The 23831-nt window shown below is 40.1% G+C and carries 17 protein-coding genes, 1 tRNA gene and 1 pseudogene; 7 read left to right on the top strand and 12 right to left on the bottom strand.

What is annotated here, in order from left to right; genetic code table 11:
- Window positions 1-41: 41 nt before the first annotated feature.
- Window positions 42-1412, bottom strand: a complete 1371-nt coding sequence (locus QT327_RS11485) for a dipeptidase (protein WP_013666368.1) — start codon at window positions 1410-1412, stop codon at window positions 42-44.
- 428 nt (window positions 1413-1840) lie between these two features.
- Here QT327_RS11485 and QT327_RS11480 point away from each other — a divergent pair, with 428 nt between their 5' ends.
- Window positions 1841-3043, top strand: coding sequence for an MFS transporter (locus tag QT327_RS11480; protein ID WP_130857403.1), 1203 nt, complete (start codon window positions 1841-1843; stop codon window positions 3041-3043).
- 43 nt (window positions 3044-3086) lie between these two features.
- Here the strand turns inward: QT327_RS11480 and trpA are convergent, their stop codons facing one another.
- The 6 genes and pseudogenes from trpA to recR form a co-directional block, all read right to left on the bottom strand.
- The gene (trpA, locus tag QT327_RS11475) at window positions 3087-3872 is read right to left on the bottom strand and encodes a tryptophan synthase subunit alpha (RefSeq protein ID WP_013666366.1); all 786 of its coding nucleotides are present in this window, start codon (window positions 3870-3872) and stop codon (window positions 3087-3089) included.
- A gap of 19 nt (window positions 3873-3891) precedes the next feature.
- A pseudogene (gene trpB / locus QT327_RS11470) lies at window positions 3892-5078 on the bottom strand (tryptophan synthase subunit beta).
- Window positions 5079-5223: 145 nt separating this feature from the next.
- Window positions 5224-5820 (bottom strand): phosphoribosylanthranilate isomerase, encoded by a 597-nt coding sequence (locus QT327_RS11465; RefSeq protein WP_242627323.1) that lies wholly within the window; start codon window positions 5818-5820, stop codon window positions 5224-5226.
- A gap of 28 nt (window positions 5821-5848) precedes the next feature.
- Complete coding sequence (trpD, locus tag QT327_RS11460; RefSeq protein WP_130857401.1) at window positions 5849-6853, bottom strand: anthranilate phosphoribosyltransferase; 1005 nt, start codon at window positions 6851-6853, stop codon at window positions 5849-5851.
- A 293-nt stretch (window positions 6854-7146) separates the two neighbouring features.
- Window positions 7147-7962 (bottom strand): SDR family oxidoreductase, encoded by an 816-nt coding sequence (locus QT327_RS11455; RefSeq protein ID WP_013666361.1) that lies wholly within the window; start codon window positions 7960-7962, stop codon window positions 7147-7149.
- Between the two features lie 65 nt (window positions 7963-8027).
- Complete coding sequence (recR, locus tag QT327_RS11450; RefSeq protein WP_130857399.1) at window positions 8028-8642, bottom strand: recombination mediator RecR; 615 nt, start codon at window positions 8640-8642, stop codon at window positions 8028-8030.
- Between the two features lie 126 nt (window positions 8643-8768).
- On the opposite strand from recR, the gene QT327_RS11445 reads away from it, so the two are divergent.
- The 6 genes from QT327_RS11445 to QT327_RS11420 all read left to right on the top strand — a co-directional run bounded on the left by QT327_RS11445 (window position 8769) and on the right by QT327_RS11420 (window position 14563).
- Window positions 8769-9473, top strand: coding sequence for an LOG family protein (locus QT327_RS11445; RefSeq protein ID WP_041388330.1), 705 nt, complete (start codon window positions 8769-8771; stop codon window positions 9471-9473).
- Window positions 9474-9574: 101 nt separating this feature from the next.
- Entirely contained in the window at window positions 9575-10441 is an 867-nt protein-coding gene (gene lgt / locus QT327_RS11440; protein WP_242627321.1) for a prolipoprotein diacylglyceryl transferase, read from the top strand.
- Window positions 10442-10475: 34 nt separating this feature from the next.
- Window positions 10476-10928 (top strand): Fur family transcriptional regulator, encoded by a 453-nt coding sequence (locus QT327_RS11435; protein ID WP_013666357.1) that lies wholly within the window; start codon window positions 10476-10478, stop codon window positions 10926-10928.
- A 102-nt stretch (window positions 10929-11030) separates the two neighbouring features.
- Complete coding sequence (gene rnr / locus QT327_RS11430) at window positions 11031-13166, top strand: ribonuclease R (RefSeq protein ID WP_130857398.1); 2136 nt, start codon at window positions 11031-11033, stop codon at window positions 13164-13166.
- Between the two features lie 185 nt (window positions 13167-13351).
- Window positions 13352-14224 (top strand): polyprenyl synthetase family protein, encoded by an 873-nt coding sequence (locus QT327_RS11425; RefSeq protein ID WP_354004767.1) that lies wholly within the window; start codon window positions 13352-13354, stop codon window positions 14222-14224.
- A 251-nt stretch (window positions 14225-14475) separates the two neighbouring features.
- Window positions 14476-14563, top strand: a tRNA-Ser gene (locus QT327_RS11420).
- A 249-nt stretch (window positions 14564-14812) separates the two neighbouring features.
- On the opposite strand, the gene QT327_RS11415 is transcribed toward QT327_RS11420, so the two are convergent.
- The 5 genes from QT327_RS11415 to QT327_RS11395 form a co-directional block, all read right to left on the bottom strand.
- Window positions 14813-15862, bottom strand: a complete 1050-nt coding sequence (locus QT327_RS11415) for a D-2-hydroxyacid dehydrogenase (RefSeq protein ID WP_289552939.1) — start codon at window positions 15860-15862, stop codon at window positions 14813-14815.
- A gap of 155 nt (window positions 15863-16017) precedes the next feature.
- A complete protein-coding gene (gene serC / locus QT327_RS11410) occupies window positions 16018-17085 on the bottom strand; it encodes a 3-phosphoserine/phosphohydroxythreonine transaminase (protein WP_130857395.1) in 1068 nt (355 codons plus the stop codon).
- Window positions 17086-17439: 354 nt separating this feature from the next.
- On the bottom strand, window positions 17440-18111 hold the full coding sequence (gene rpe, locus QT327_RS11405) for a ribulose-phosphate 3-epimerase (RefSeq protein WP_013666352.1): 672 nt from the start codon (window positions 18109-18111) through the stop codon (window positions 17440-17442).
- 95 nt (window positions 18112-18206) lie between these two features.
- A complete protein-coding gene (gene pnp, locus QT327_RS11400) occupies window positions 18207-20360 on the bottom strand; it encodes a polyribonucleotide nucleotidyltransferase (RefSeq protein WP_130857491.1) in 2154 nt (717 codons plus the stop codon).
- A gap of 206 nt (window positions 20361-20566) precedes the next feature.
- Entirely contained in the window at window positions 20567-23737 is a 3171-nt protein-coding gene (locus tag QT327_RS11395; RefSeq protein WP_207303788.1) for a TonB-dependent receptor, read from the bottom strand.
- Window positions 23738-23831: the final 94 nt, after the last annotated feature.

The raw sequence follows: 23831 nt of genomic DNA, 5'->3' as shown, positions 1-23831 counted from the left end.
CATGTGCTTCCAGACAGCTTACTAGACAAAATCAAAATTGATTATTTGCTTAATTCCGCATAATACTTATGAAACAAAGGAATAGTTTCAATACCTTTAAAATAGTTAGCGATATCATACTTTTCATTTGGTGAATGAAGATTATCACTATCTAGTCCAAAGCCCATTAAAACCGTCTTCAATCCTAATTCCTTTTCGAATAAGGCAACAATTGGAATACTGCCACCACCTCTACATGGAATCGGTGCCTTTCCAAAAGCCTCCTCAATTGCTTTTTCGGCAGCTTTGTAGGCCGTACTATCTGTTGGTGTTACAGCCGGTTCTCCACCGTGATGAGGTGTCACTTTCACTTTTACATATTTCGGAGCTAAGCTTTCGAAATGCTTTTGAAATAAACTCGTAATAACAGCAGACTGCTGATTGGGTACCAGTCGCATCGAAATTTTTGCTGATGCCTTTGATGGAAGAACTGTTTTTGCCCCTTCGCCGATATAACCACCCCAGATTCCATTAACTTCCAAAGTAGGGCGAATCCCCGTGCGTTCAATACTTGTATAACCTTTTTCACCCCATAGCTCCTCAACTCCAAGATCTTTTTTATATTCATCTTCATTAAAAGGAGCTTGGTTTAGTGCTTCTCGTTCTTCCGCACTTAATTCAATGACATCGTCATAAAACCCGGGAATGGTAATATGGTTATTCTCGTCATGAAGTGAAGCGATCATTTTTGCTAAGATGGTCGCCGGATTTGCCACAGCTCCACCATAAACGCCGGAATGAAGATCTCTATTGGGACCTACCACTTCTACTTCTAAATAGGAAAGTCCTCTTAAGCCGGTTTCGAGTGATGGGGTTTCCAAACTGATCATGGCGGTATCCGATATTAGGATAACATCAGCGGCTAATTTTTCTCTATTTGCTTTAACAAAAACGTCTAAATTTTCAGATCCTACCTCTTCTTCTCCTTCGATCATAAACTTGATATTACAAGGCAGTCCACTCGTTTGTTGCATAACTTCGAAAGCCTTTATATGCATATACATTTGTCCTTTATCATCACAAGCACCACGGGCAAAAATTTTGCCGTCGCGCACGGTAGGTTCAAACGGTGGCGTGTGCCACAATTCCAGTGGTTCCGGTGGTTGCACATCATAATGTCCATATACGAGAACAGTAGGTTTAGTTGGGTCTATAATTTTCTCCCCATAAACAATTGGATTGCCAGCTGTCGGGCAAACTTCTACATTGTCCGCACCGGCAACCTTTAGTTTTTCAGCAATATAATCGGCCGTTTTTAAGACATCGCTTTTATACTTTGAATCGGCACTAACAGATGGAAAGCGTAGCAATTCAAACAATTCATCCAAAAATCGTTGCTTGTTTGCTTCAATATAGTCTTTAATGTGTGACATAATTTATTGTGTTTGTTGCAAACCTACATAAAATCGGTTAAAATCCCATGTAAGCTCACGATGTCTCCATATTAGTTCCGTACTATATTCACACTATATCGGCTATATAGAAATGCAGGAAAACAAGAAGCGAAAGCGGATACATACTAAATGACAGGTGGGCCTGACGTGGAAATAAGGTGGACTTCACGTGGACTTGACGTGGATTCGAAAATTGAGATAGAAGATTTAAGATTAGATCAGGGAGACTAATACGAATCTAAGCCAATTCTATCAATTTACAAAATTCAAAGGATTGGATTTAAAGTATAAATATTTCGTAAACTCATCTTGCTTTTAATTAAGTTTGCATTGTCGCTTCCCAACCCTTAAAAGGGCTAACTCCGAATATTCTTAAGCGTTTTTTATCACAACATATACATATTGTAATGATTCGTTTCTTACAAATTTATTTAGATGCCTACCGTGGTTTATCCCGCCCGGCCTGGATGCTGGCACTTGTCATGTTTATCAATAGAAGTGGAGCCATGGTACTCCCTTTTTTAGGTGTCTATATGACAAACAAGCTCAACTATTCTATAGAAGATGCAGGAATCATTTTAAGTTGTTTTGGTATCGGCGCGGTTAGTGGCTCTTGGCTTGGCGGGTGGCTAACCGATCGTTTTGGGCATTTCAGGATACAAACGTGCAGCTTATTCTTAACCGCTCCACTTTTTTTCATTTTGCCTCAATTACAATCCATGGAATCACTGGCTTTTGGAATTTTCTCATTGAGTCTGATATCAGAGACTTTCCGACCTGCCAATTCAGTATCCATTACCCATTATGCGAAGTCCGAAAACATTACAAAAGCCTTTTCCCTCAATAGAATGGCTATTAATTTAGGTTTTTCAATTGGTCCTGCCCTAGGTGGTTTTCTGGCTTCCGTTTCTTATGATCTTCTATTTTATGGAAATGGCATCACCTGTTTAGTGGCCGGTATTTTGTTTTTCTTTTATTTCAAAGGAAAAAAGGGCCACCAAAAGAAAAGAGAAAATAACATTGAGCATACTTTTCCTCGGCGCTCACCTTATCGTGACACACCTTTTATGCTATTTAGCATTCTATGCACGCTTTACGCAATCTGTTTCTTTCAATTGCTTAATACGCTTCCCTTATTCTACCGTTCTGTCTATCAATTGAGCGAATCACAAATTGGACGGATACTCGCTTTTAGCGGTTTAGTGGTTTTTTCCCTGGAAATGCTGGTAGTGCATATTGCCGAAAAAAAGCTATCGACCGCAAGCGTTATTATAGTTGGCACATTATTATGCGGTGTATCCTACGTGCTTTTAAATCACCACACCGGTCAGTGGATATTATATTTTTCTATTTTCATTCTTTGCTTATCTGAAATTTTGGCTATTCCTTTTATGGCAACGGTTACTGCCAATAGAAGTGGCAAAAATAATCAGGGAGCGTATATGGGATTAAATGCTTTGGCGTTTTCGGGAGCGCATATTATATCTCCTTACATTGGAACGCATATCGCTGCTACTTATGGTTTCACTGCCTTGTGGTGGGGAACCGGAGCAATGACAGTAATCACAGCTATTGGGTTTTTATGGGTATTCCGGTTAATGAAGCGTTGAAAAAACACAACGCTTCATTGATGTTTGCTACCTCCGCGCTTGACTATACAGCAACATTTCCCTTTATACCTCCTATAAATGAAGGAATCTGTTCTAAATAATCCTTTTGACTGAGCAAACGAACAAAAGCACTGCCCACGATGGCCGCGTCTGCATACTGTAATGCATGATCAAAACTTGCCTGATCAGTAATGCCAAAGCCAACAACCAAGGGATTGCGAAGATTCAAGGCGTCGACGCGTTGAAAATAATGCGCCGTTTGTTCAGATACTACAAGATTTTTACCTGTAGTGGCATATGAAGATACCATGTAGATGAAGCCCGTGCTTAATTCATCGATTTTTCTAATACGCTCTTCCGAGGTTTGTGGTGTAATCAAGAAGATATTACTAATATTATATTTCTTAAAAACTTCTTGATAAAGCTCTTCGTATTCATACATTGGTAAATCGGGAACAATAACCCCATCGACACCCGCTTCCGCGCAAGCCCGACAAAACCTCTCCACTCCATACTGCAACATTGGATTTACATATCCCATTAACAATACCGGAATCTGTACCTCTTTCCTTAACTCTTTTAATTGGTTGAACAAAAGATCAAGTGACATACCATTCTTTAAAGCCTCTTCCGAACTGTGCTGAATTACGGGACCATCAGCCACCGGATCAGAATACGGGAAACCTATCTCTAAAAAATCAACACCCGATGCTTCCAATATTTTAGCTAACGCAATGGTACTATCTATATGCGGATAACCGGCAGTATAATAAATAGAAAGCAATTTTTTATCGCCCTTGTTATCAAATAATTGTTTTATTCTGTTCATTCTAGTGCTTTTTCTATGCTTATCTAAAATTGAAATATTTCATATAATTGTCCAAATCTTTATCTCCGCGACCCGACAGGCATACAACTACATTATCCGAAGGTTTAAATGACATTTTTTCCAACTGTGCCAAAGCATGAGCACTTTCAATGGCTGGAATAATCCCTTCTAATCTGGTTAATAAAAGTCCTGCTTGCATCGCTTCATCATCCGTTATGCTCACATATTTTGCACGGCCGATTTTATGTAAAAATGCATGCTGAGGACCAATACCCGGATAGTCTAAGCCAGCGGAAATAGAGTAAGGTTCAATCACTTGCCCATCACTAGTCTGCATCAAAATAGTTCGACTACCGTGTAAAACTCCTTCTTTTCCAAGCACGGAAGTTGCTGCCGAGTGGCCGCTATTTACCCCTTTCCCGGCAGCCTCTGCGGCAATCAACTGTACCTGCTCATCGTCTAAAAATGGTAGAACATTCCCATTGCATTACTTCCTCCACCTACACAGGCAATCGCATAATCAGGTGTTTCCCGACCGGTTTTTTCTAAGAGTTGGCTACGAGTTTCGGCAGAGATGACCGCTTGAAATCTTGCAACCATATCAGGATAAGGATGTGGGCCTACTACAGAGCCAATGATATAGTGCGTGTCTACCGGGTTATTAATCCAATCGCGCATAGCTTCATTTGTAGCGTCCTTCAAGGTTTTACTTCCTGACGTTGCGGGACGGACTTCTGCTCCCATCATTTTCATGCGGGCTACATTAGGCGCTTGCCTATTGATATCTATTTCGCCCATATAAACCACGCACTCAATTCCCATCAGTGCACATACCGTGGCGGTGGCAACACCATGCTGACCCGCTCCGGTTTCAGCGATGATGCGTTTCTTTCCTAAACGCTTTGCCAGCAAAATCTGTCCGATGGTATTATTTACTTTATGAGCACCTGTATGGTTCAAATCTTCTCTCTTCAAAAAGATATTGGCACTGTATTTTTCAGAAAGCCGCTGAGCCAAATAAAGCGGAGAAGGTCTTCCAACGTAATCTTTCAGCAGCTGCTCGAATTCTTTTTTGAAGCCATCTTCGTTCATAATTTCCAAATAACGAAGCCGTAGCTCCTCTATATTCGGGAACATCATTTCCGGGATGTACGCCCCCCCGAAATCCCCATAATATCCTTTTTCATTGACCTGATAACTACTCATTTTATTCTTTCAATTTACATTCTTTTTATACTGTATCCTCTATAAAAATAAGTCCACAATGGTAGAGGGGAACCAATTTGGATTTGTTGGAAGCACTCATCGTAATAAACAACAAGTCTGATTAAGGTGCATGTACTGCAACATTTTAACAGCGGCTACTAGAGAATATTGATCGCAGTAGCGTTAAATCCTTGAGTCCCGGACTTTCTTCAAATTTTGAATTTACATCAAGGGCATAAAGGCGCGGATCGTTTAAAGATAAGGCGCTCGCGATGTTTTCCGGACCAAGACCACCACTCAAAAAGAAAGGTTTTTCCAGTTTATATTGTTCGATTAGCGACCAGTCGAAAAGTTGTCCTGTTCCTCCGTATCCCTGGCTTTTCGTGTCGAAAAGAAAAAAATCAACTAAAGCTTCGTATGCGTCCAATTGTTGCCAATCAAAATCCTGCGAAATACCGAAGGCCTTAATAATCGGCACGTTTAAATCTTTTAAGGTCTTCACAAAAGCAGGGTTTTCATTTCCATGTAACTGTATAGCCTGCAAGTTGTAACTATTTTTTGCTGCCCTTATCCGATCGGTCGAATCGTTGACAAATACACCTACCTTTTTGACCGATGATAAAGCGCTCAAAAATTCAGGTGATAAATCAGCAATATAACGTTTCGATTGCTCATAAAATATAAAACCTAGGTAATCCGGCTTTAACAAAAGGACTTCCTCTATGTTTGCAGGATATTTCATGCCGCAAATTTTCAGCTTAGCTTGCATATCAATAAATTGCTTTTTCTTTTTTAACCAATCGATTAAAGCTAAGGAGCGCCTTTTTTGATAATAAAGATGCCTCTGCTTCATAATAGCAATCGGCAAAAGACTTACTTGGACAAATGGTTTGTATCGCTATAGCCGCATTGCACAACACTACATTTTTTTGCGCAAAGGATGCCGTACCATTTAAAACATCCATAAAAATACGTGCGGCCTCTTCAATCGTTTCTCCTCCATTTATTTCATTGGCTCGTACCTTATCAAATCCAATAGATTCCAAAGACACATACTGTTCTCCCTTGTTTCCAATCACCTTAAAATCGCCTGTCAATGATATCTCGTCGTAACCATCAAAAGCGTGCAGTATTGAATATCTCTTGTTGGTCTTCTGATAAAGATACCCGTAAAGCCTAGCTAATTCCAAGCTAAATACACCAACCGATTGGTAAATTGGTTCTGCTGGATTAACTAGCGGCCCAAGCATGTTAAAAAAGGTCTTCACGCCTAGCTCTTTTCGTATAGGAGCCACAGTTTTCATTGCCGGATGAAATAAGGGGGCATGTAAAAAGCAAATGCCGGCTTCGTCCAAGCTTCGATAAATTTCGCCAGGTTCATTTGTAAAACGATAGCCCAAAAATTCCATGACATTAGAGGAGCCGCATCCCGAAGATACTCCATAGTTGCCGTGTTTTGCAACCTGATACCCAGCTCCGGCCACTACGAAGGAAGCAAGCGTTGAAATATTAAAAGTGTTTTTTCCATCTCCCCCCGTTCCGCATAAGTCAATCAGTTTATAGTCTTTAAAATCTATTTTTAGACATAAGTCAAGCATGGCATCCCGGAAACCGGCTAATTCCTCTACCGTAATATTGCGCATACAATATGCCGTCATAAATGCTGCCATTTGTGATGAATTGTATTTACCGGAAGTAATATTGGTTAGTATTTCGTAAGCCTCTTCCTTTGTAAAAGTTTTACTTTCAAACAAATGTGTTAATATTCTTTTCATCTAATGTTAATTTTTATATACTGCACGCCATTTTTACCTTTTTAAAAGATAGTTTCGCGCAATTTTATTTGTGAAGAAACTAATCCAAATCAGTTTGCTTTAAGCCATAAAAAAAAGGCTTGCGATATGGCAAGCCTTTTTGTTATTTCTTATTTAGATGCACTACAAAATGGTTTTGCCACGATTATCCCTCGTGCCACCACCAATTTATATGAGCAAATGTTGTATTCATACTTTCTAAAGCAAATATGAATAATTAGATTAATATTTGCAAATATTTTTGGCATTACACTTTAAGCTTTGATTAGAGGATTCTTTTCTTTTGCAAAAAGAGTAAACACTTTTTTATCCACCCAAGCAGGGAAAAATTTATTCATCCATACAGCAAGCTTTCCTTGAGTTGTCATAATCAAGGTGCGTTTTCTTGCGGCAATTCCATTTGCAATAAGTGTAGCCACTTCCTCGGCGGTCATCATCTTTTCTTCCTCCATACTTGTTTCTCCGAATTGCACGCCATCTTTATTAAGCGCCGTATTTCTAATGTTGGAGGCTGTAAAACCCGGACAAGCAAGCATTACGTGCAACCCGGTTTTTAAATTTTCTACGCGTAACGACTCCATAAAGCCATTCATCGCAAATTTAGAAGCTGAGTAACCCGTGCGTCCCGGTAAACCCCGATAACCGGCTATTGAAGAGACTGCTACAACTGAACCTTTAGATTCTAGCAATGCAGGCAATGCATATTTCGTACAATAAACCGTACCCCAGAAATTTACATTCATTAGATTATGTAACACGGATAAATCCAGGTCCTTGAACAAAGCCCTCATGCTCAATCCGGCATTATTGATCAGGACATCTATTTTTTTAAAGGTTAATAAGGCTTGCGCGACGAGTTGTTTACAAGACTCCTCATTAGCCACATCGCATTGAATAGCAACTACCTGAACATGAAATTCTTTCTCAAGATCTTGCGCAATCTGACATAAGGCAACATATTTTCGAGCAGCCAGCACCAGGTTAGCACCTCGTTTGGCCATTTCTCTCGCTAAAGCCAGTCCAATACCAGATGAGGCGCCGGTTATAATAATCGTTTTATTTGTCATCATTATCGTTATACGGCAGTAGGCACTTTTTTGTAAACTCAGTTTATAATCACGGAAATGACATTATTTTACGCTATACTACGTTCATAGGGTACTCTGGTAACGATGGATCGACCCAGTGTAACTTCATCAACATATTCCAATTCACCGCCGAAGGATATTCCCCGTGCTATTGTGCTAATTTGAACATTAAAATCCTTCAACTTTTTATAGAGGTAAAAAATCGTCGTGTCGCCTTCCATCGTTGCACTCAGCGCTAGGATGATTTCATGGACATCATTTTCACGTAAACGGCTTATCAGACTATCAATGCTCAAATCGGAAGGCCCAACTCCATCCATTGGTGAGATTAGCCCTCCCAAAACATGATACACTCCGTTAAATTGATTCGTATTTTCGATTGCCATTACGTCTCGCGTATCTTCAACCACGCAAATCAATCCCTTATCCCTTTTGGGGGCGTTGCAAATTTCACAGATCGCTTCGTCAGCGATATTATGACAAACAGCGCAATAGCATATTTCTGATTTCAATTTAGTTAAGGCGTCACTAAATTTAGTAACATCATCGGCAGGTTGATTTAGCAGGTGCAATACCAAACGCAAAGCTGTCTTTTGTCCTATACCAGGTAAACGACTGAATTCATTAACCGCGTTCTCTAATAGCTTAGAAGAAAAGTTCATAACACAAAGGTAAGCGAAAACTGACAGAAAAGTTCATAGATAAAAAGGTAAAAAATTTCATTACATTAGCAGAAAACAGTTTCTAGCGTATGAAGAGACTATTTATTACTGAAATATAAGCGTATGATAACAAGTGAAGACAAGATAAGAAAAGCGTTTGAGAATAAAACCTGGCAAGAAATTAAGGTAAAAGATTCCTGGCAGATTTTTAAGATTATGGCCGAATTTGTAGAAGGTTTTGAAAAATTAGCAAAAATAGGCCCCTGTGTTTCGATTTTCGGATCCGCTCGGACTTCGAGGGATCATAATGACTATAAAATTGCCGAAGCGTGTGCCCGTTTACTTACAGAAAGAGGTTACGGTGTAATATCCGGTGGTGGCCCAGGTATCATGGAAGCGGCCAACAAAGGTGCTTACGAAGCCGGCGGAAAGTCTGTAGGCCTGAACATTGAACTTCCTTTTGAGCAATTCCACAACAAGTACATTGACCGAGATAAGTTACTGGAATTCAATTATTTTTTTGTAAGGAAAGTTATGTTTATGAAATATTCCCAAGGCTATATTGTGTTACCTGGAGGCTTTGGAACCATGGACGAGTTATTTGAAGCCATTACGTTGATACAAACAGGCAAAATTGCTCGCTTCCCGATTGTTTTGGTTGGTAAATCATACTATGGCGGCTTGTTCAATTGGATAAAAGATAGAATGTTGGAAGAGGGGAAAATCAGTGCAGAAGACCTTAATTTATATCGCTTGGTGGATACGGCTGAAGAAGCTGCGGGCCATATATTCAAATTCTACGACAAGTATTTACTTAAACCTAACTTTTAACGAGAAGCTTATAAGCTTTATATTCGTTGCCTGCCATAATCGGTAACGAATATTGAGTTTCCAAACAAGGAAACAAGGTTGCATATTGAACAATTTTATCTATGTTTGTACATCACATAAACACACAGATCCCTATGTTCGGTTTTTTATCAAGCATACATTGGAATATCGAACCCGAGATTTTCCGCATCGGTGGATTCGGTCTCCGTTATTACACGTTATGCTTTATGTTGGCGTTTTTTTTTAGTTATGTAATATTACTAAGGATTTTCAAAAAAGAGGGAAAGCCACAAGACTTGTTAGATCAGCTGACCATTTATGTGTTTATAGGAACGGTATTAGGAGCTCGTTTAGGCCATTGCTTATTTTATGAATTCGATTACTACAAAAACCATCTACTGGAAATGATACTCCCTATTAGGAATGTAAACGGGCATATTACTTTTACAGGTTTCCAGGGTCTAGCAAGCCATGGCGGGGCTATTGGTATCATAATAGCTTTATTGCTTTATTGCCGCAAAACAAAAATAAATTTCTGGTGGATAGCCGATCGCCTGGTAATCGTTGCTGCGCTTTCGGGCGCCTTTATTCGAACCGGCAATTTTTTCAACTCCGAAATTATTGGAAAACCAAGTCAACTCCCTTGGTCAGTTATTTTTTCGCAGGTCGACAACATTCCTAGACATCCTGCGCAACTTTACGAAGCAATAGGTTATTTAATAATATTTATTTTATTATTAAACTTGTATAAACAAGGGAAACATGTCAAACCTGCTTTTTTGTTTGGCTGTTTCATGGTCTTGGTGTTTGGGCTCCGCTTTATAGTTGAATTCGTCAAAGAAAATCAAGAAGCTTTTGAAAACAGCATGGCATTCAATATGGGGCAACTGTTAAGCTTACCTTTTGTGGCTATTGGTTTATATCTCATTTTTAGAAAAAGAGACCAAACAGGCTTAAAGACTAAATAGGTGTTGTTTTTTCTATTATTCAATACAAGCAGTGATGAGAGAAGATAAAATAAAGACGTTTGAAAATATCTTGCGAAAACATGGCCTGAAAGTTACCCACCCGCGGCTATCAGTATTGGAGAAGATTTTCAACAAAGACACCGCGACCTCCCAACCCGATTTGGAAAGATCAATTGGAGAGGATATTGATCGGGTTACGCTTTATCGGGTTTTAAGCGCGTTTGAAGAAAAAGGTATTATTCACAAAATTTTCGATTTACATGGCACAGCCACCTATGCCCTTTGTTCAACACAGTGTAAGAGTCACGAGCATCACGATGAACACGTGCATTTCACTTGTTCGAATTGCAATAGTGTGTACTGCTTAGAGGAAATCACGTTGCCAAACATCAGTACGCCATCAGGTTTTACGATAGAGCAGGTGTCGGTTAATGCCATCGGCATATGCAATAAATGCAAAACGTTAAAGGACGCTTCTGACGCCTAAATTTGATATAATTTTAGAACTATCGAGTAGTTCGAATGTTATTGTAATTAATAAGCATAAATTTTACCTTAAGCTAAGGCAATCCTATTTAAAAGCTGTTATATGTCTACAAAAAAAGCAAATGCAATTAAGCAGGTACTTTCCCAACTGATAGCCGATGTGTTCGAAAAGTCAGGAAATAAAGCCTTAAATTATAAACAAGTGTCTGCTAAACTAAATATTGCAGACCCAACTTCAAAAAACACTATATTATCGATCCTTCAAGAAGAGTCGAAATCAAAATCAGGTCTATTTAAAGAAGTTGAAACAGGCAAATTTACTTTGCGGGAGTTGCATACCTTCATCGTTGGCAAAGTAGATATGACAGCCGATGGTTCTGCTTATATTGTTACCGAAGATGAATTCGAAGAGGACATTTTTGTAGCGCCTAGAAAGCTTCGGAATGCACTGCATGGGGATACCGTAAAAGTTTACGTTTATGAAAAAAGTAGAGGCCGCAAAAAAGAAGGCGAAGTTGTAGAAATAATTGAACGATTTAGAAGTGATTTTACCGGTATACTGAGCATATCCAAACGATTTGCTTTCCTAATTGCCGATGACCGAAAAATGCTTCATGATATCTACATTCCTATTGAGGATTTAAATGGAGCGAAAGATCAGGATAAAGTCGTTGTTACTATTACTGATTGGCCGCAGGGCAGCAAAAATCCCGTTGGCCGTGTAAAGCATGTACTAGGGAAGCAAGGGGAAAACAACACTGAAATGAATGCTATCCTTGCTGATTTTGGTTTCCCTTTAGCATTTCCCACAGCGGTAGAGCAAGAAGCAGACAAAATAGAAGAGGTTATTAGTCCAGTCGAAATAAGTAGAAGGAAAGATTTCCGAAGCGTTCTAACCTTTACGATCGACCCAGCCGACGCTAAGGATTTTGATGATGCCATTTCTTTCCGAAAAATGCCGGATGGCAATTACGAAGTAGGTGTGCACATTGCCGACGTAACATACTATGTTCAACCGGACAGCGCCTTAGACAAGGAAGCATATGAAAGAGGAACGTCAGTTTATCTGGTAGATCGTGTGATTCCTATGTTACCCGAAAGGTTATCGAATAATTTGTGTTCATTAAGACCTAACGAAGATAAACTCTGTTTTTCTGCCGTATTTATCATCGATGATCAAGCTCACGTGAAAGAGCAATGGTTCGGAAGAACCATCATTCATTCGGACAGACGCTTTACCTATGAAGAGGCACAAGAGATTATTGAGAACAAGGAAGGCCAGTTTAGCGAAGAGCTTCTGATTCTCAACAAGCTCGCATATATTCTTCGTGATCGTAAATTTAAACAGGGGGCGATCAATTTTGAATCAACTGAAGTTAAATTTAAACTCGATGAAAACGGCAAACCACTAGGTGTTTATACCAAAGAGCGAAAAGACGCCCATAAATTGATTGAGGATTTTATGCTTCTAGCCAACAGAAAAGTGGCGGAATTCATAGGCAAACAAGGCAAAGGAAAGAATAAATTGCCTTTTGTTTATCGGAGTCACGATGCGCCCAATGAAGAAAGTTTGGCATCGTTTGCACAGTTTGCCGCTCGCTTTGGATACAAAGTCAGTACTAAATCAGAAAAAGAGATTGCAAAATCTTTAAATACGTTAATGCACGACGTTGAAGGTACCAAAGAACAAAATGTCCTTACTACCTTGGCCATCCGATCAATGGCAAAAGCCATTTACACTACAAAAAAGCATAGTCATTACGGACTGGCTTTTGACTATTACACACATTTCACTTCACCTATCAGAAGGTACCCGGATGTGATGGTACATCGTTTATTAGCGCACTATCTGGCAGATGGAAAGGCTGTAAATGAAGAAATGTACGAGAAGATGTGTACCCACGCATCACAAATGGAAAAGAAAGCGGCAGATGCGGAGCGCACTTCCGTAAAATATAAACAAGCGGAATTTTTACAGGATCAGATCGGCAGTGTTTATTCCGGCATTATTTCAGGCGTCACAGAGTGGGGAATGTATGTTGAAATCGAAGAAAACAAATGTGAAGGGATGGTGCGACTGCGAGACATTACAGATGATTTTTATTCGCTTGACGAGAAGAATTATGCTATTATTGGCCAGCGCAAAAAGAAACGCTATCAGCTAGGCGATGAGGTACAGATAAAAGTGAAAACGGTCAATTTAGCAAAACGTCAGATTGACTTTACACTCATGAGTTAAGCAGAAGTTTCGCTTTTAAGGCAAAGATTTCTTTAATAGTAATACATGAAAGGTGATGTGAACTAATTTTTCTATCTTCGTGTCATGCATTCTATAGCAGCATTACAGACTATTATTGGCGAGGCCTTAACAGAAAGAAATTTTCCAGACAATCCAAATACCCTATACGAACCGATCAAATATTTTTGGCAATCGGAGGCAAGCGTTTAAGACCGGTTCTCACTTTATTGGCAGCTGAATTATTTGGGGCAACAATAAAAGAAGGCCTTCCAGCGGCCTTGGCTATCGAAATGTTCCATAATTTCACCTTAATGCATGACGACATTATGGATGAAGCCCCACTGCGACGAGGACAGGAGACCATCCACAAAAAGTGGGATATCAATACCGCTATCTTATCCGGGGATGCAACCTTGATTCGGGCATATCAATTGCTTGCTGAGTGCAAACCTGAGTTGCTTGCTGAATTGCTGAAAGTTTTTAACAAAATGGCTCAGGAAGTATGCGAAGGCCAGCAACTGGATATGGATTTTGAAAAACTAGCGACGGTAACCGAAGAAGAATACCTCCATATGATTCGTCTAAAAACGTCCGTATTATTGGGTGCGGCTTTAGAAATTGGGGCCATTCTGGGAGGAGCAGACAAGCAGGATCGATCGAACATTTACACTTTTGGCGTTAATATAGGAATCGCTTTCCAGCTACAGGACGACATATTGGATGTATATGGAGATCCTAGTAAATTTGGGAAACAGGTTGGGGGTGATATCATTGAAAATAAAAAAACTTATTTACTTATCAATGCGCTACAATTAGCTAAAGGATCAGATAAACAAGAGTTAATCCATTGGACTGAGATTAACGAATTTGATCAGCAACAAAAAATAGATCGCGTAACGGCCATATACAACGATCTTGGCATAGAAAAGTTAGCTCATAAGAAAAAAATGAGTTTTGCTGAGCAAGCCTATCAAGCCTTAGAAGCAATGGCGGTCGCACGTGAGAAAAAACTTTCTTTAATTGAATTTACCGAAACCCTGTTGATTAGGGAGCACTAATAATTTACTTAGAAATTCGTTAAAAATAGGTTAAGCGACCTTTGTGAGGTCGTTTCTTTATAAAAAAAACGGTAAAAAGATCGGACTTAGACAATCATAGACCTTATATAAATCTTCCTTTATATGGTTTACTTTTAGGCACGATTTGTTTACATAAAATTAATTTACAAGAAATGAAGGAGTTACTTTAAATGAACGAAAAAAGGTAAAATTAAATTTGTTAAAACGGATGGAGTTTGTACTTTTGTCCCGGAAAGTTGGCAGAGTGGTCGAATGCGGCGGTCTTGAAAACCGTTGTCTGTAACAGGACCGGGGGTTCGAATCCCTCACTTTCCGCCAAAGCAACATCAACCCGGCAATAGCCGGGTTTTGTTGTTAATAGGCTTTTGTGAGCTTGCTCAAACAAAAGCCTATTAACAACAAAGTGTGACGAACGCAGTGAGTCGTTGATGTTGCTTTGAAGCCCCCCGGGGATCACCGAGCAAAGCGAGGTAATCCCTTTTGTGAGCTTGCTTAAAACAAAAGCCTATTAACAAGTGACGAACGCAGAGAGTCGTTGATGTTGCTTTGAAGCCCTCCTCCCGGGGATCACCGAGCAAAGCGAGGTAATCCTGGAAGGAAGGCTTCAAACAAAAAAAGGGAAACGTTTTTAGTTTCCCTTCTCATAATTAAGAATGAATGGTTGTTTAAACTACCCTTAAAATATCCAATTATGATATTGGCCAATTCTTCTCCGATTCTTTCTTGCGCCTCGTTTGTTGCAGCACCAATATGAGGTGTTAGCGATACTCTTGGATGAGTAAGTATTTCTTTTCTTGGCGTCGGCTCGCTATCAAAAACGTCAAGACCTGCAAACGAAACCGTCCCATTATTCAATGCTTCGATTAAAGCTAATTCATCAATCGTACCACCTCTAGAGGCATTAACAATACCTACCCCATTTTTCATCAGGGCAAATTCAGCTGTACCTAAAACCGGCTTATCTAAGAAAGGCACATGCAAGCTAATAAAATCTGCTTGTTTGATCAGTTCATCAGTACTTACCTGTTTTACCGGCACATCAACAGAAATACCACCTGATAACGTTAAAGTTAACGCCTTGGGTATAGCCACAAAATCACTGGCAATAACATTCATACCAACGCCCAGTGCTACTTTTGCAGTTTCCTGACCAATACGGCCAAAACCAATTACACCTAGCGTTTTCCCCTTCAGTTCAACCCCCTTTCCATAAGCCTTTTTTAATCCGGCAAAATTCGTATCTCCTTCTACAGGCATTTTGCGATTAGCATCATACAGAAATCGAACACCATTATAAAGATGTGCGAAGACAAGCTCCGCTACTGATTGTGAAGACGCTGCAGGAGTATTGACAACGGCAATCCCTTTTGATTTTGCATATTCGACATCAATATTATCCATGCCTACACCCCCCCTACCAATCAATCTTAGATTTGGGCAAGCGTCGATTAAATCCTTTCTGACTTTGGTTGCACTTCTAACCGTTATGGCATCATAAGCCTGTAATTTCACAGCTAACTCATCCTGAGGGATATGGTTAGTATCAACAGTAAATCCAGCTTTTTCTAACAATTCCTTTCCTAGTGGATCTATACCGTCGTTTGCTAATAGTTTCATACTATGATATTCTATCTATAAAAATTCATAAAACTCCTGCTGTCCATGTTGACAAACAAGGAAATAATTTAAACATAGCATAAAGAATTTGGCAGCAATTTTATCAAAACCTTTATCTATATGCCATTCATCATTAATTCGGGCAGTTATGTTCACTAAGCATTTTTCTCAGCAAACTCTTGCATCAAATCAACTAGTGTATTAATACTAGTAATAGTAAGCGCGTTGTAAATAGATGCCCGGAAACCACCTACGCTTCTATGTCCTTTCAGCCCGACTAACCCGCGCTCTTCCGTTAGGGCAAGGAATGATTTTTCCAGTTCAGCGTTTTCCATAACAAAAGTAACATTCATTCTTGAGCGATCTTCTAGCTTGGCTGTTCCCTTAAACAATGGATTACGATCGATTTCATCGTACAATGTTCTTGCTTTGATAATATTCTCACGTTCGATTTCCTCTATACCCCCCTTCGCCTTCAGCCAACGGAGATTTAATAAGGAGACATAAATAGCATAAACCGGCGGTGTATTATACATAGATCCGGCTTCCGCATGTTTACGATAATCAAATATTGATGGGATATCCCTACCGGTTTTTCCTAAAATATCGTTTTTAACAATAACGAGCGTCACTCCCGCAGGCCCCATATTCTTCTGTGCCCCTGCATAAATGAGTCCGTAATCAGCAACGTTAATCTTACGACTTAAGATATCGGACGACATGTCACAGACTAATGGAATAGGCGACTGTGGTGCTTCGAAGAGCTCAGTTCCATAAATTGTATTATTAGAAGTATAATGAAAATAAGCCGCATCCGCCGGTATCGTATACTCCTTAGGAATGTAGGTATAATTCGCATCTTTGGACGAAGCGACCACCTCAATAGCTCCGAATTTCTGAGCTTCTTTATAAGCTTTTGACGCCCAGGTTCCTGAGTCTAAATAAGCTGCTTTTCCATTTTGAGGAAGTAAATTCATCGGCACCATTGCGAACTGTTGGCTAGCCCCCCCCTGCAAAAACAACACCGAATACCCATCGGGGACAGATAATAAATCCTTTACTAACGCCTCAGTTTCTTCTATAACGGCTTCAAAGGCTTTGGAACGATGGGAAATTTCTAAAATGGATAAACCGGAATTATTAAAATCAATTATTGCTTGAGAAGCTTCTTGGAAGACCTCTGAAGGAAGTATGCATGGCCCCGCACCAAAATTGTGTTTCATTATTCTTTCTATAGATTTAAAAAATGAGCATTAATTAACAATTTCACTTAAAATAGCTTTTTATACTGGTATAGCAATAAATCATTTTATTCCTCTATAAAAATGCCTTCAATGGCAGAGGAGAATTAAACAGATTCATTTTACATGTCAATGCAGTAGATACTGCATATAAACGAATTCATCTATGTTTGGCAAATGTAAACTTTTTATAAAAAAAATTCAAAGTTTTTGAGGTTTTATTGTCAAAATAATGACAATCTTTTCGTTGGCTTAAATAGATAACAAAATTAAATTCTGTATTTTATCCAAAAACTAAAAAGGGGCCATCGGCCCCCTTTACATTTTGTATTGTCTTTAAACGGCTTTTCTTGTTATCGACACGTCTTTAAGTTGTTTTATGGACGCCATTTGATCATCTGCGCCAAAAACAGTATTACCAGCCACCAATACATTGGCCCCCGCTTGCAATAAAGATAACGAATTTTGATGGTTTACACCGCCATCAATTTCTATTAACAGATTTGGATTTCTATCCTGAGCAAGCAAACGCAATTCGCGAATGCGCCGGTAGGTGCTCTCTATAAATTTTTGCCCCCCGAAACCCGGGTTCACGGACATCATACAGACTAAATCAATATCTTCAACAATATCGCTCAATTGGGCGATCGGTGTGTGAGGATTAATCGCTACCCCTGCCCGACATCCCAATTCTTTAATCTTTTGTATAGTGCGATGCAAATGGATACAGGCTTCAAAATGAACGGAAATGTTGTTCGCGCCAGCCTCCTTAAATTCGTTTAAGTAACGATCCGGATCTACGATCATCAAATGCACATCCAAAGGTTTAAGGGCGTGTTGCTTTACGGCTTTTACAACAGGAAACCCAAAAGAAATATTGGGAACAAATACACCATCCATAATATCTACATGGATCCAATCAGCGTCGCTTTTATTGAGCATTTCAATATCGCGTTGAAGATTAGCAAAATCGGCAGACAAAATTGAAGGAGCTACTAAATGTTTCATTGGTAAAATCTTTTGTGAAGGACCAAAACGGTAGAAAAGCAAAAGCCATTGCTAAATGCTCAAACGCAAAGAAAGCAATGGCTTCTAGTATTTAACTATTGTTCTTGTTTATTTTCCGGTTCCTGCTTTTTTTCGGGACGAGGCAAAAGTGCTTTTCTGGAAAGCTTCAATTTACCTTGTTTATCGATATCTAACAGTTTAACCTTAACAATTTCACCGACTTGAAAAATTCCTTCCATGGTTTCATAACGTTTCCAATCGATCTCAGAAATGTGCAACAATCCATCTTTACCCGGTAAGATTTCGACAAAGGCACCGAAAGGCATAATAGATTTCACTTTGCCTTCGTAAACATCGCCTACTTCCGGTTTTGCTGCAATCGCTTTAATGCGCCTAACAGCGTCATCGATAGAAGTTTTATTGTCTGCAAAGACTTGTACGATGCCCTTACCTTCAATCTCCTCGATCGAAATGGTAGTACCGGTTTCCCTTTGCATTTCCTGGATGATTTTGCCTCCGGGGCCGATAATAGCACCAATAAACTCTTTATCAATTGTTAAGCTCACAATGCGCGGAGCGTGTGGTTTAAAATCTTCACGAGGAGCTTCGATCGTTTTGAGCATCTCGTTTAAGATATGTAAACGTGACTCCTTAGCTTGATATAGTGCTTCTTTTAGAACCTCCCATTTCAGCCCATTGATTTTCAAGTCCATTTGACAAGCAACGATACCTTTGCTAGTTCCAGTGACTTTAAAGTCCATATCTCCCAAATGATCCTCATCACCAAGAATATCACTTAATACCGCATACTTACCTGTTTTTTCATCCGTAATAAGTCCCATCGCGATTCCTGATACAGGCGCTGTGATTTTTACACCTGCATCCATAAGTGCCAATGTTCCGGCGCAAACGGTAGCCATAGAGGACGAACCATTGGATTCCAAAATATCAGAAACAACTCGTATCGTATAAGGATTTTCCTCTTGACTAGGCAGCACTTGTTTTAATGAACGCATCGCCAAGTTACCATGTCCAACCTCTCTACGACCCGGGCCACGATTTGGTCTCACTTCACCGGTGGAGAAACCAGGGAAATTATAGTGTAGGATAAATCGGCTATAGCCGTTAATAAATGCACCATCGATCATTTGCTCATCTTCCTTCGCCCCTAGTGTGACTGAAGTAAGCGACTGCGTTTCACCCCGGGTGAAAATTGCCGATCCGTGTGCGGCAGGTAAATAATCGACTTCACTCCAAATAGGTCTCACGGTACGCACATCACGTCCGTCGAGCCGTATACCTTCATTAAGAATGAGGTTTCGCACAGCATCATATTGTACGTCATGGAAATATTTCTTTGCTAAGAATACGGTTTCTTCATCCACATCTTCGCCCAATGTAAGGGCAAAAGCCTCTGCAATGTCAGCAAATTTGGCTGATCGCTCTTTTTTAGACAAACCGGATTTAGCAACGGCATACACACTGTCGTAAGTAGCTGCGTAAACACGTTCTTTTAATTCCAGGTTACTAGGTTCGTGGTTGTAAACCCTTTTCTCAAGTTTACCAACCATTTCTGCCAATTCGAGTTGTGCTTGTACCTGCACTTTAATAGCCTCATGGGCAAAAGCAATGGCTTCCACCATTTCTTCTTCGGAAATCTCCTTAGCCTCGCCTTCTACCATCACAATATCGTTGGCCGAACCTGCAACAATAAATTCAAGCGTAGCTCTCTCCAAGTCACTTAATAATGGATTAATTACGAATTTACCGTCAATTTTTGCTACGCGGACTTCCGAAATGGGTCCGTTAAAAGGAATATCGGAAACAGCTAAAGCTGCGGATGCCGCTAATCCCGCTAATGCATCCGGCATAATATCTTTATCAGCTGATATCAGTGTTATCATAACCTGTGTATCTGCATGATAATCATCAGGGAATAAAGGGCGCAGCGCTCGGTCAACCAAGCGTGAAATTAAAATTTCATAGTCGGATAAGCGTGCTTCTCTTCGCAAAAATCCGCCGGGAATGCGACCGGTTGCCGCATATTTTTCTTGATAATCAACAGATAGAGGTAGAAAATCAGTTCCTGGTTTTGCTTCTTGAGCGGATACCACGGTGGCTAAAAGCATGGTGTTCCCCATCTTAACCACAACGGAACCGTCAGCCTGTTTCGCTAATTTACCGGTTTCAATTTCGATCTGACGGCCATCGCCAATATCGAATGTTTTTTTAATTGCGTTATAACTCATGTTTTCGTTCAGTGATGCGTTGGTCGTCTTAAAAAACGCATCCATTTTTAATTATTAGACTCTTATTTTGCCACAAAGGTAAATAAAAAAAGCCATCACTTTATAGTGTGGCTTCTGTAAAATGTATAGGGATTTGACCAATCGGACCCTCATTATAACTATGGGCTCGATCGGCCATAAAAGCTTCTTAATATTTGTATTTGCAATTAAAATCCATAACGTACACCTAATTGGAATTGGTAAGGATTTCCTGAAGGATTCACAATGCCTGTATTGTTTACACGGTAGTTATACTGTTGCGTTGCTGCATCAAAACCAGTCAAGGCATACAAAGCTTGATTTCCTAAAGATTCGTTTGCTCCCCAAGTCTTTTTAAACAGATTAGCGACATTAAAAATATCACATGATAATTCCAACGAGTGTGTTTTGTAGAGCATAAACTTTTTTGTTACCCTTAAATCAATCACTCCATAGAACCCATTAACACCGCCATTTCTCTCTGCAATTTTACCCGAATACTTGTTGATATAATCCTTTAAACTTTGGCTTGCTTCCGGATTATCCAATAAAGCTTGTAAACCCGTACGTATCTGTTCGGCAGTGCTCGGGTCGTTCCGATCGAAAACGAACGCTAAGTCATTGTCATTGGTAACAAAGTCACCATTGGTATTACCACCAGCCAGAAGACTGTAGCGGGTACCTGCAACACCGGAATAACGAATGCCGATATTGAAACCATGGAAACTAGGTGAGGTACCATAGAAAACCACCTTATGCCTAAACTGACTGTTCGAATAACTCATCACGCTAAGATCACGCGGATCATCTTTCACCGGAAGGGATAAGGTCGCTGAATTTGCCACATTTCCATTATAAGATGTATTATCCTTGGTGTCATTCCATGTATAGCTTACCGATATCTCTCCATCTTTAAAGTATTGATAGGTACCGTCAACCACCACCGCAAATTGATTTACTTTCCCTTCGCTATTCAATTCGAGCACGCGGCCAAAGCGATCACTAATTCGCCCGGCTTTCCAATCGGCAGCTCCATTAACGATGGCCCTCGCCGGTACATACACGCCACGGTTATCTTCGTTACTTAAGCGAAAAAACGGATCAGCTACCATATTGCGATCTACATACATATAGTTGTTTCTTCCTAATGTAGCATAACCTGTCACACCTACTTTCAGTTTATCGGTGATAAAACGGGTGTAAGAGATGTTCCCCTTGTAAACAATTGGAATTTTAGCATCCGACGAATAGGTATTAATGGTTGGCACCTGGTAGTCTGCATAAGTCGGAATAGTAGACGGGTCATTTCTATAGGCAATGAAATCGGGCCTTAATATAGAAGCATCCCTTACATCCACCGTAGCAAAATGTCGACCATCAAATGTTAAATTATTAATGGTCATGTAATTATTGATATCCGAAGCAAAGACACCTGCTCCTAGGCGAATATAATCCCTATGTTCCTCATTAACATCCCAGGTAAACTGGAAGCGTGGCTGTATTACAAAAGATTTCAACTTATGATCGGTACGTACGCCTAAGGCATCGTATAATTCCTGGTTTAAAGGTGATTTTGGATAATGCCCGTAATCCACACGCAAACCGGCCATCATTTCCAGACCTGTGGCTAACTTTGTTTGCATTTGTCCGTATATACCTGCATTAAAAATCTTTCCAACAACAGTTGGGTCTGCTACCAAAGGGACTTCACGGTAGAACGCATAAGGAGCGAGATTATTAAAATTCTCTAAAGCCGTAGCTCCGGGGGTAGTCTCCGTTGCCGCTGTTGGCCTAAATTGGAAACGTCCATTCACCTCACTACCATATAATGATTTGGCATGCGTATACATCAAGTCGACGCCAAATGTATAATTGATTTTATCGGTATTATAATAAATGTTATCGATCAATTGAATCACATTATTTGTAAACCCTTCTTGCGCAAAGCGATGGCCACCTAATTGAATGTTGGTGAACAAGTTGTCTTCGCCAACCTGGGAAGCCACGTTTTCAACAATAGCACGTGGAATATTGGCTTCCGGTAATTGACTACCCGGACTACTTTTTTGATAGGTATATAAGTGTTGCACTTTCAGTTCATTGGTGAGCCGAGGACTTAGTGTTGTACGTAAAGTAGCCAAAAAGCTATTATCAATATTCTTATCATCTCCATAAGACTCATACAAATTAATTCGCGTGTTATCGGCTAAACCTAATTTATTTCGGTCGTTGGTATAGTTATCACGGATTGTTAATAAGTTACGATCATTCAACTGCCAATCAATACGGGCAAAAACAGCGTCGGATCCTCTTTTTTTTCCGAAAGAACCGTATTGTGGACCAGCACCTAAACCGTATTTTGAACGACCGATTTCGACAAATTCATCCAATGTCGATTGTGTAACATTAAAACGTCTTTCATCTGTAGGGGAATTGATATCTGCAATAATTAAAGGTCTTGCGTCCCGCTGATGATCCCAAGCTACAAAGAAGTGAACCTTATCTTTAACAATGGGCCCTCCCAAGGTAAAACCATATTGATAAGTAGAAAAATCATCATTGCGTTTATTGCCACGGATGTCATAAGGACTCGATAACCAGTCGGCACGCATGTAATTCCAGGCACTACCACTCAGTGTATTCGTACCAGCTTTGGTTACAGCGCTGATAGTACCACCTCCAGCGCGCCCCAATGTAACATCATATTGATTGGTCACAACTTTAAATTCGCGTACCGCTTCAATGGAAATTGAAAAGGGTGCACCGCTTCGACTGGTTGTAGATCCCGCCGAGGTGGGATTCTTCGAATTCATCCCATCAATTGTAAAGTTGGTTGATGAGCCCAATTGCCCGGCGATGCTTCCTCCACTTGCCAAGGGCGATAAATCGGTAAGGGAAGTAAAATTCCTCCCATTAACCGGCAAGCGGGTCACATCCTTAGCACTAACCGCGGTTGCCGCTCCAAGATTCTCAATCTTATCCTTCAAACCGGTGGCAGCAGTTATTTCTACCGCATCTAAGTTTTGGGAAGATTCAGCCATCTTTACACTAATACGAACCACATCTCCCTGATTGAGGGTATACCCTGTACGGATTTGCTCGCCATAACCTATAAATTGTACACGTACCGTATAGGGTCCTCCCAGTGGCAGTTCTTTAAAATTGAAATCACCGCTCGTGCTGGTAGACGTTTTTGTCGTAAATCCGGTTGATTCATTTCGCACCTGAACCGAGGCACCCGCTATGGGTTGATCGGTTTCGTCACTGACTTTTCCGGCGATAGAGGCTTGCGTAGTCTGTGAAAAGATCGGCTGTTTAGCAATTAAAAAAATAAATAGTAGAAGAATTAGCTGTTTCATCTCAATTTTTTGCGATATAGTATTCGACAAAACTATTCTCTCTGTGTTAATTCTTTAATGCTTTTATATTAACAAATCATCAGCGCGATTTAGA

Origin of the sequence: Olivibacter sp. 47 (assembly GCF_030372825.1) — a bacterium.
GTDB lineage: Bacteria > Bacteroidota > Bacteroidia > Sphingobacteriales > Sphingobacteriaceae > Olivibacter > Olivibacter oleidegradans.
The sequence above is the reverse complement of the archived record's forward strand: the minus strand, read 5'-3'. Positions and strand labels throughout refer to the sequence as shown.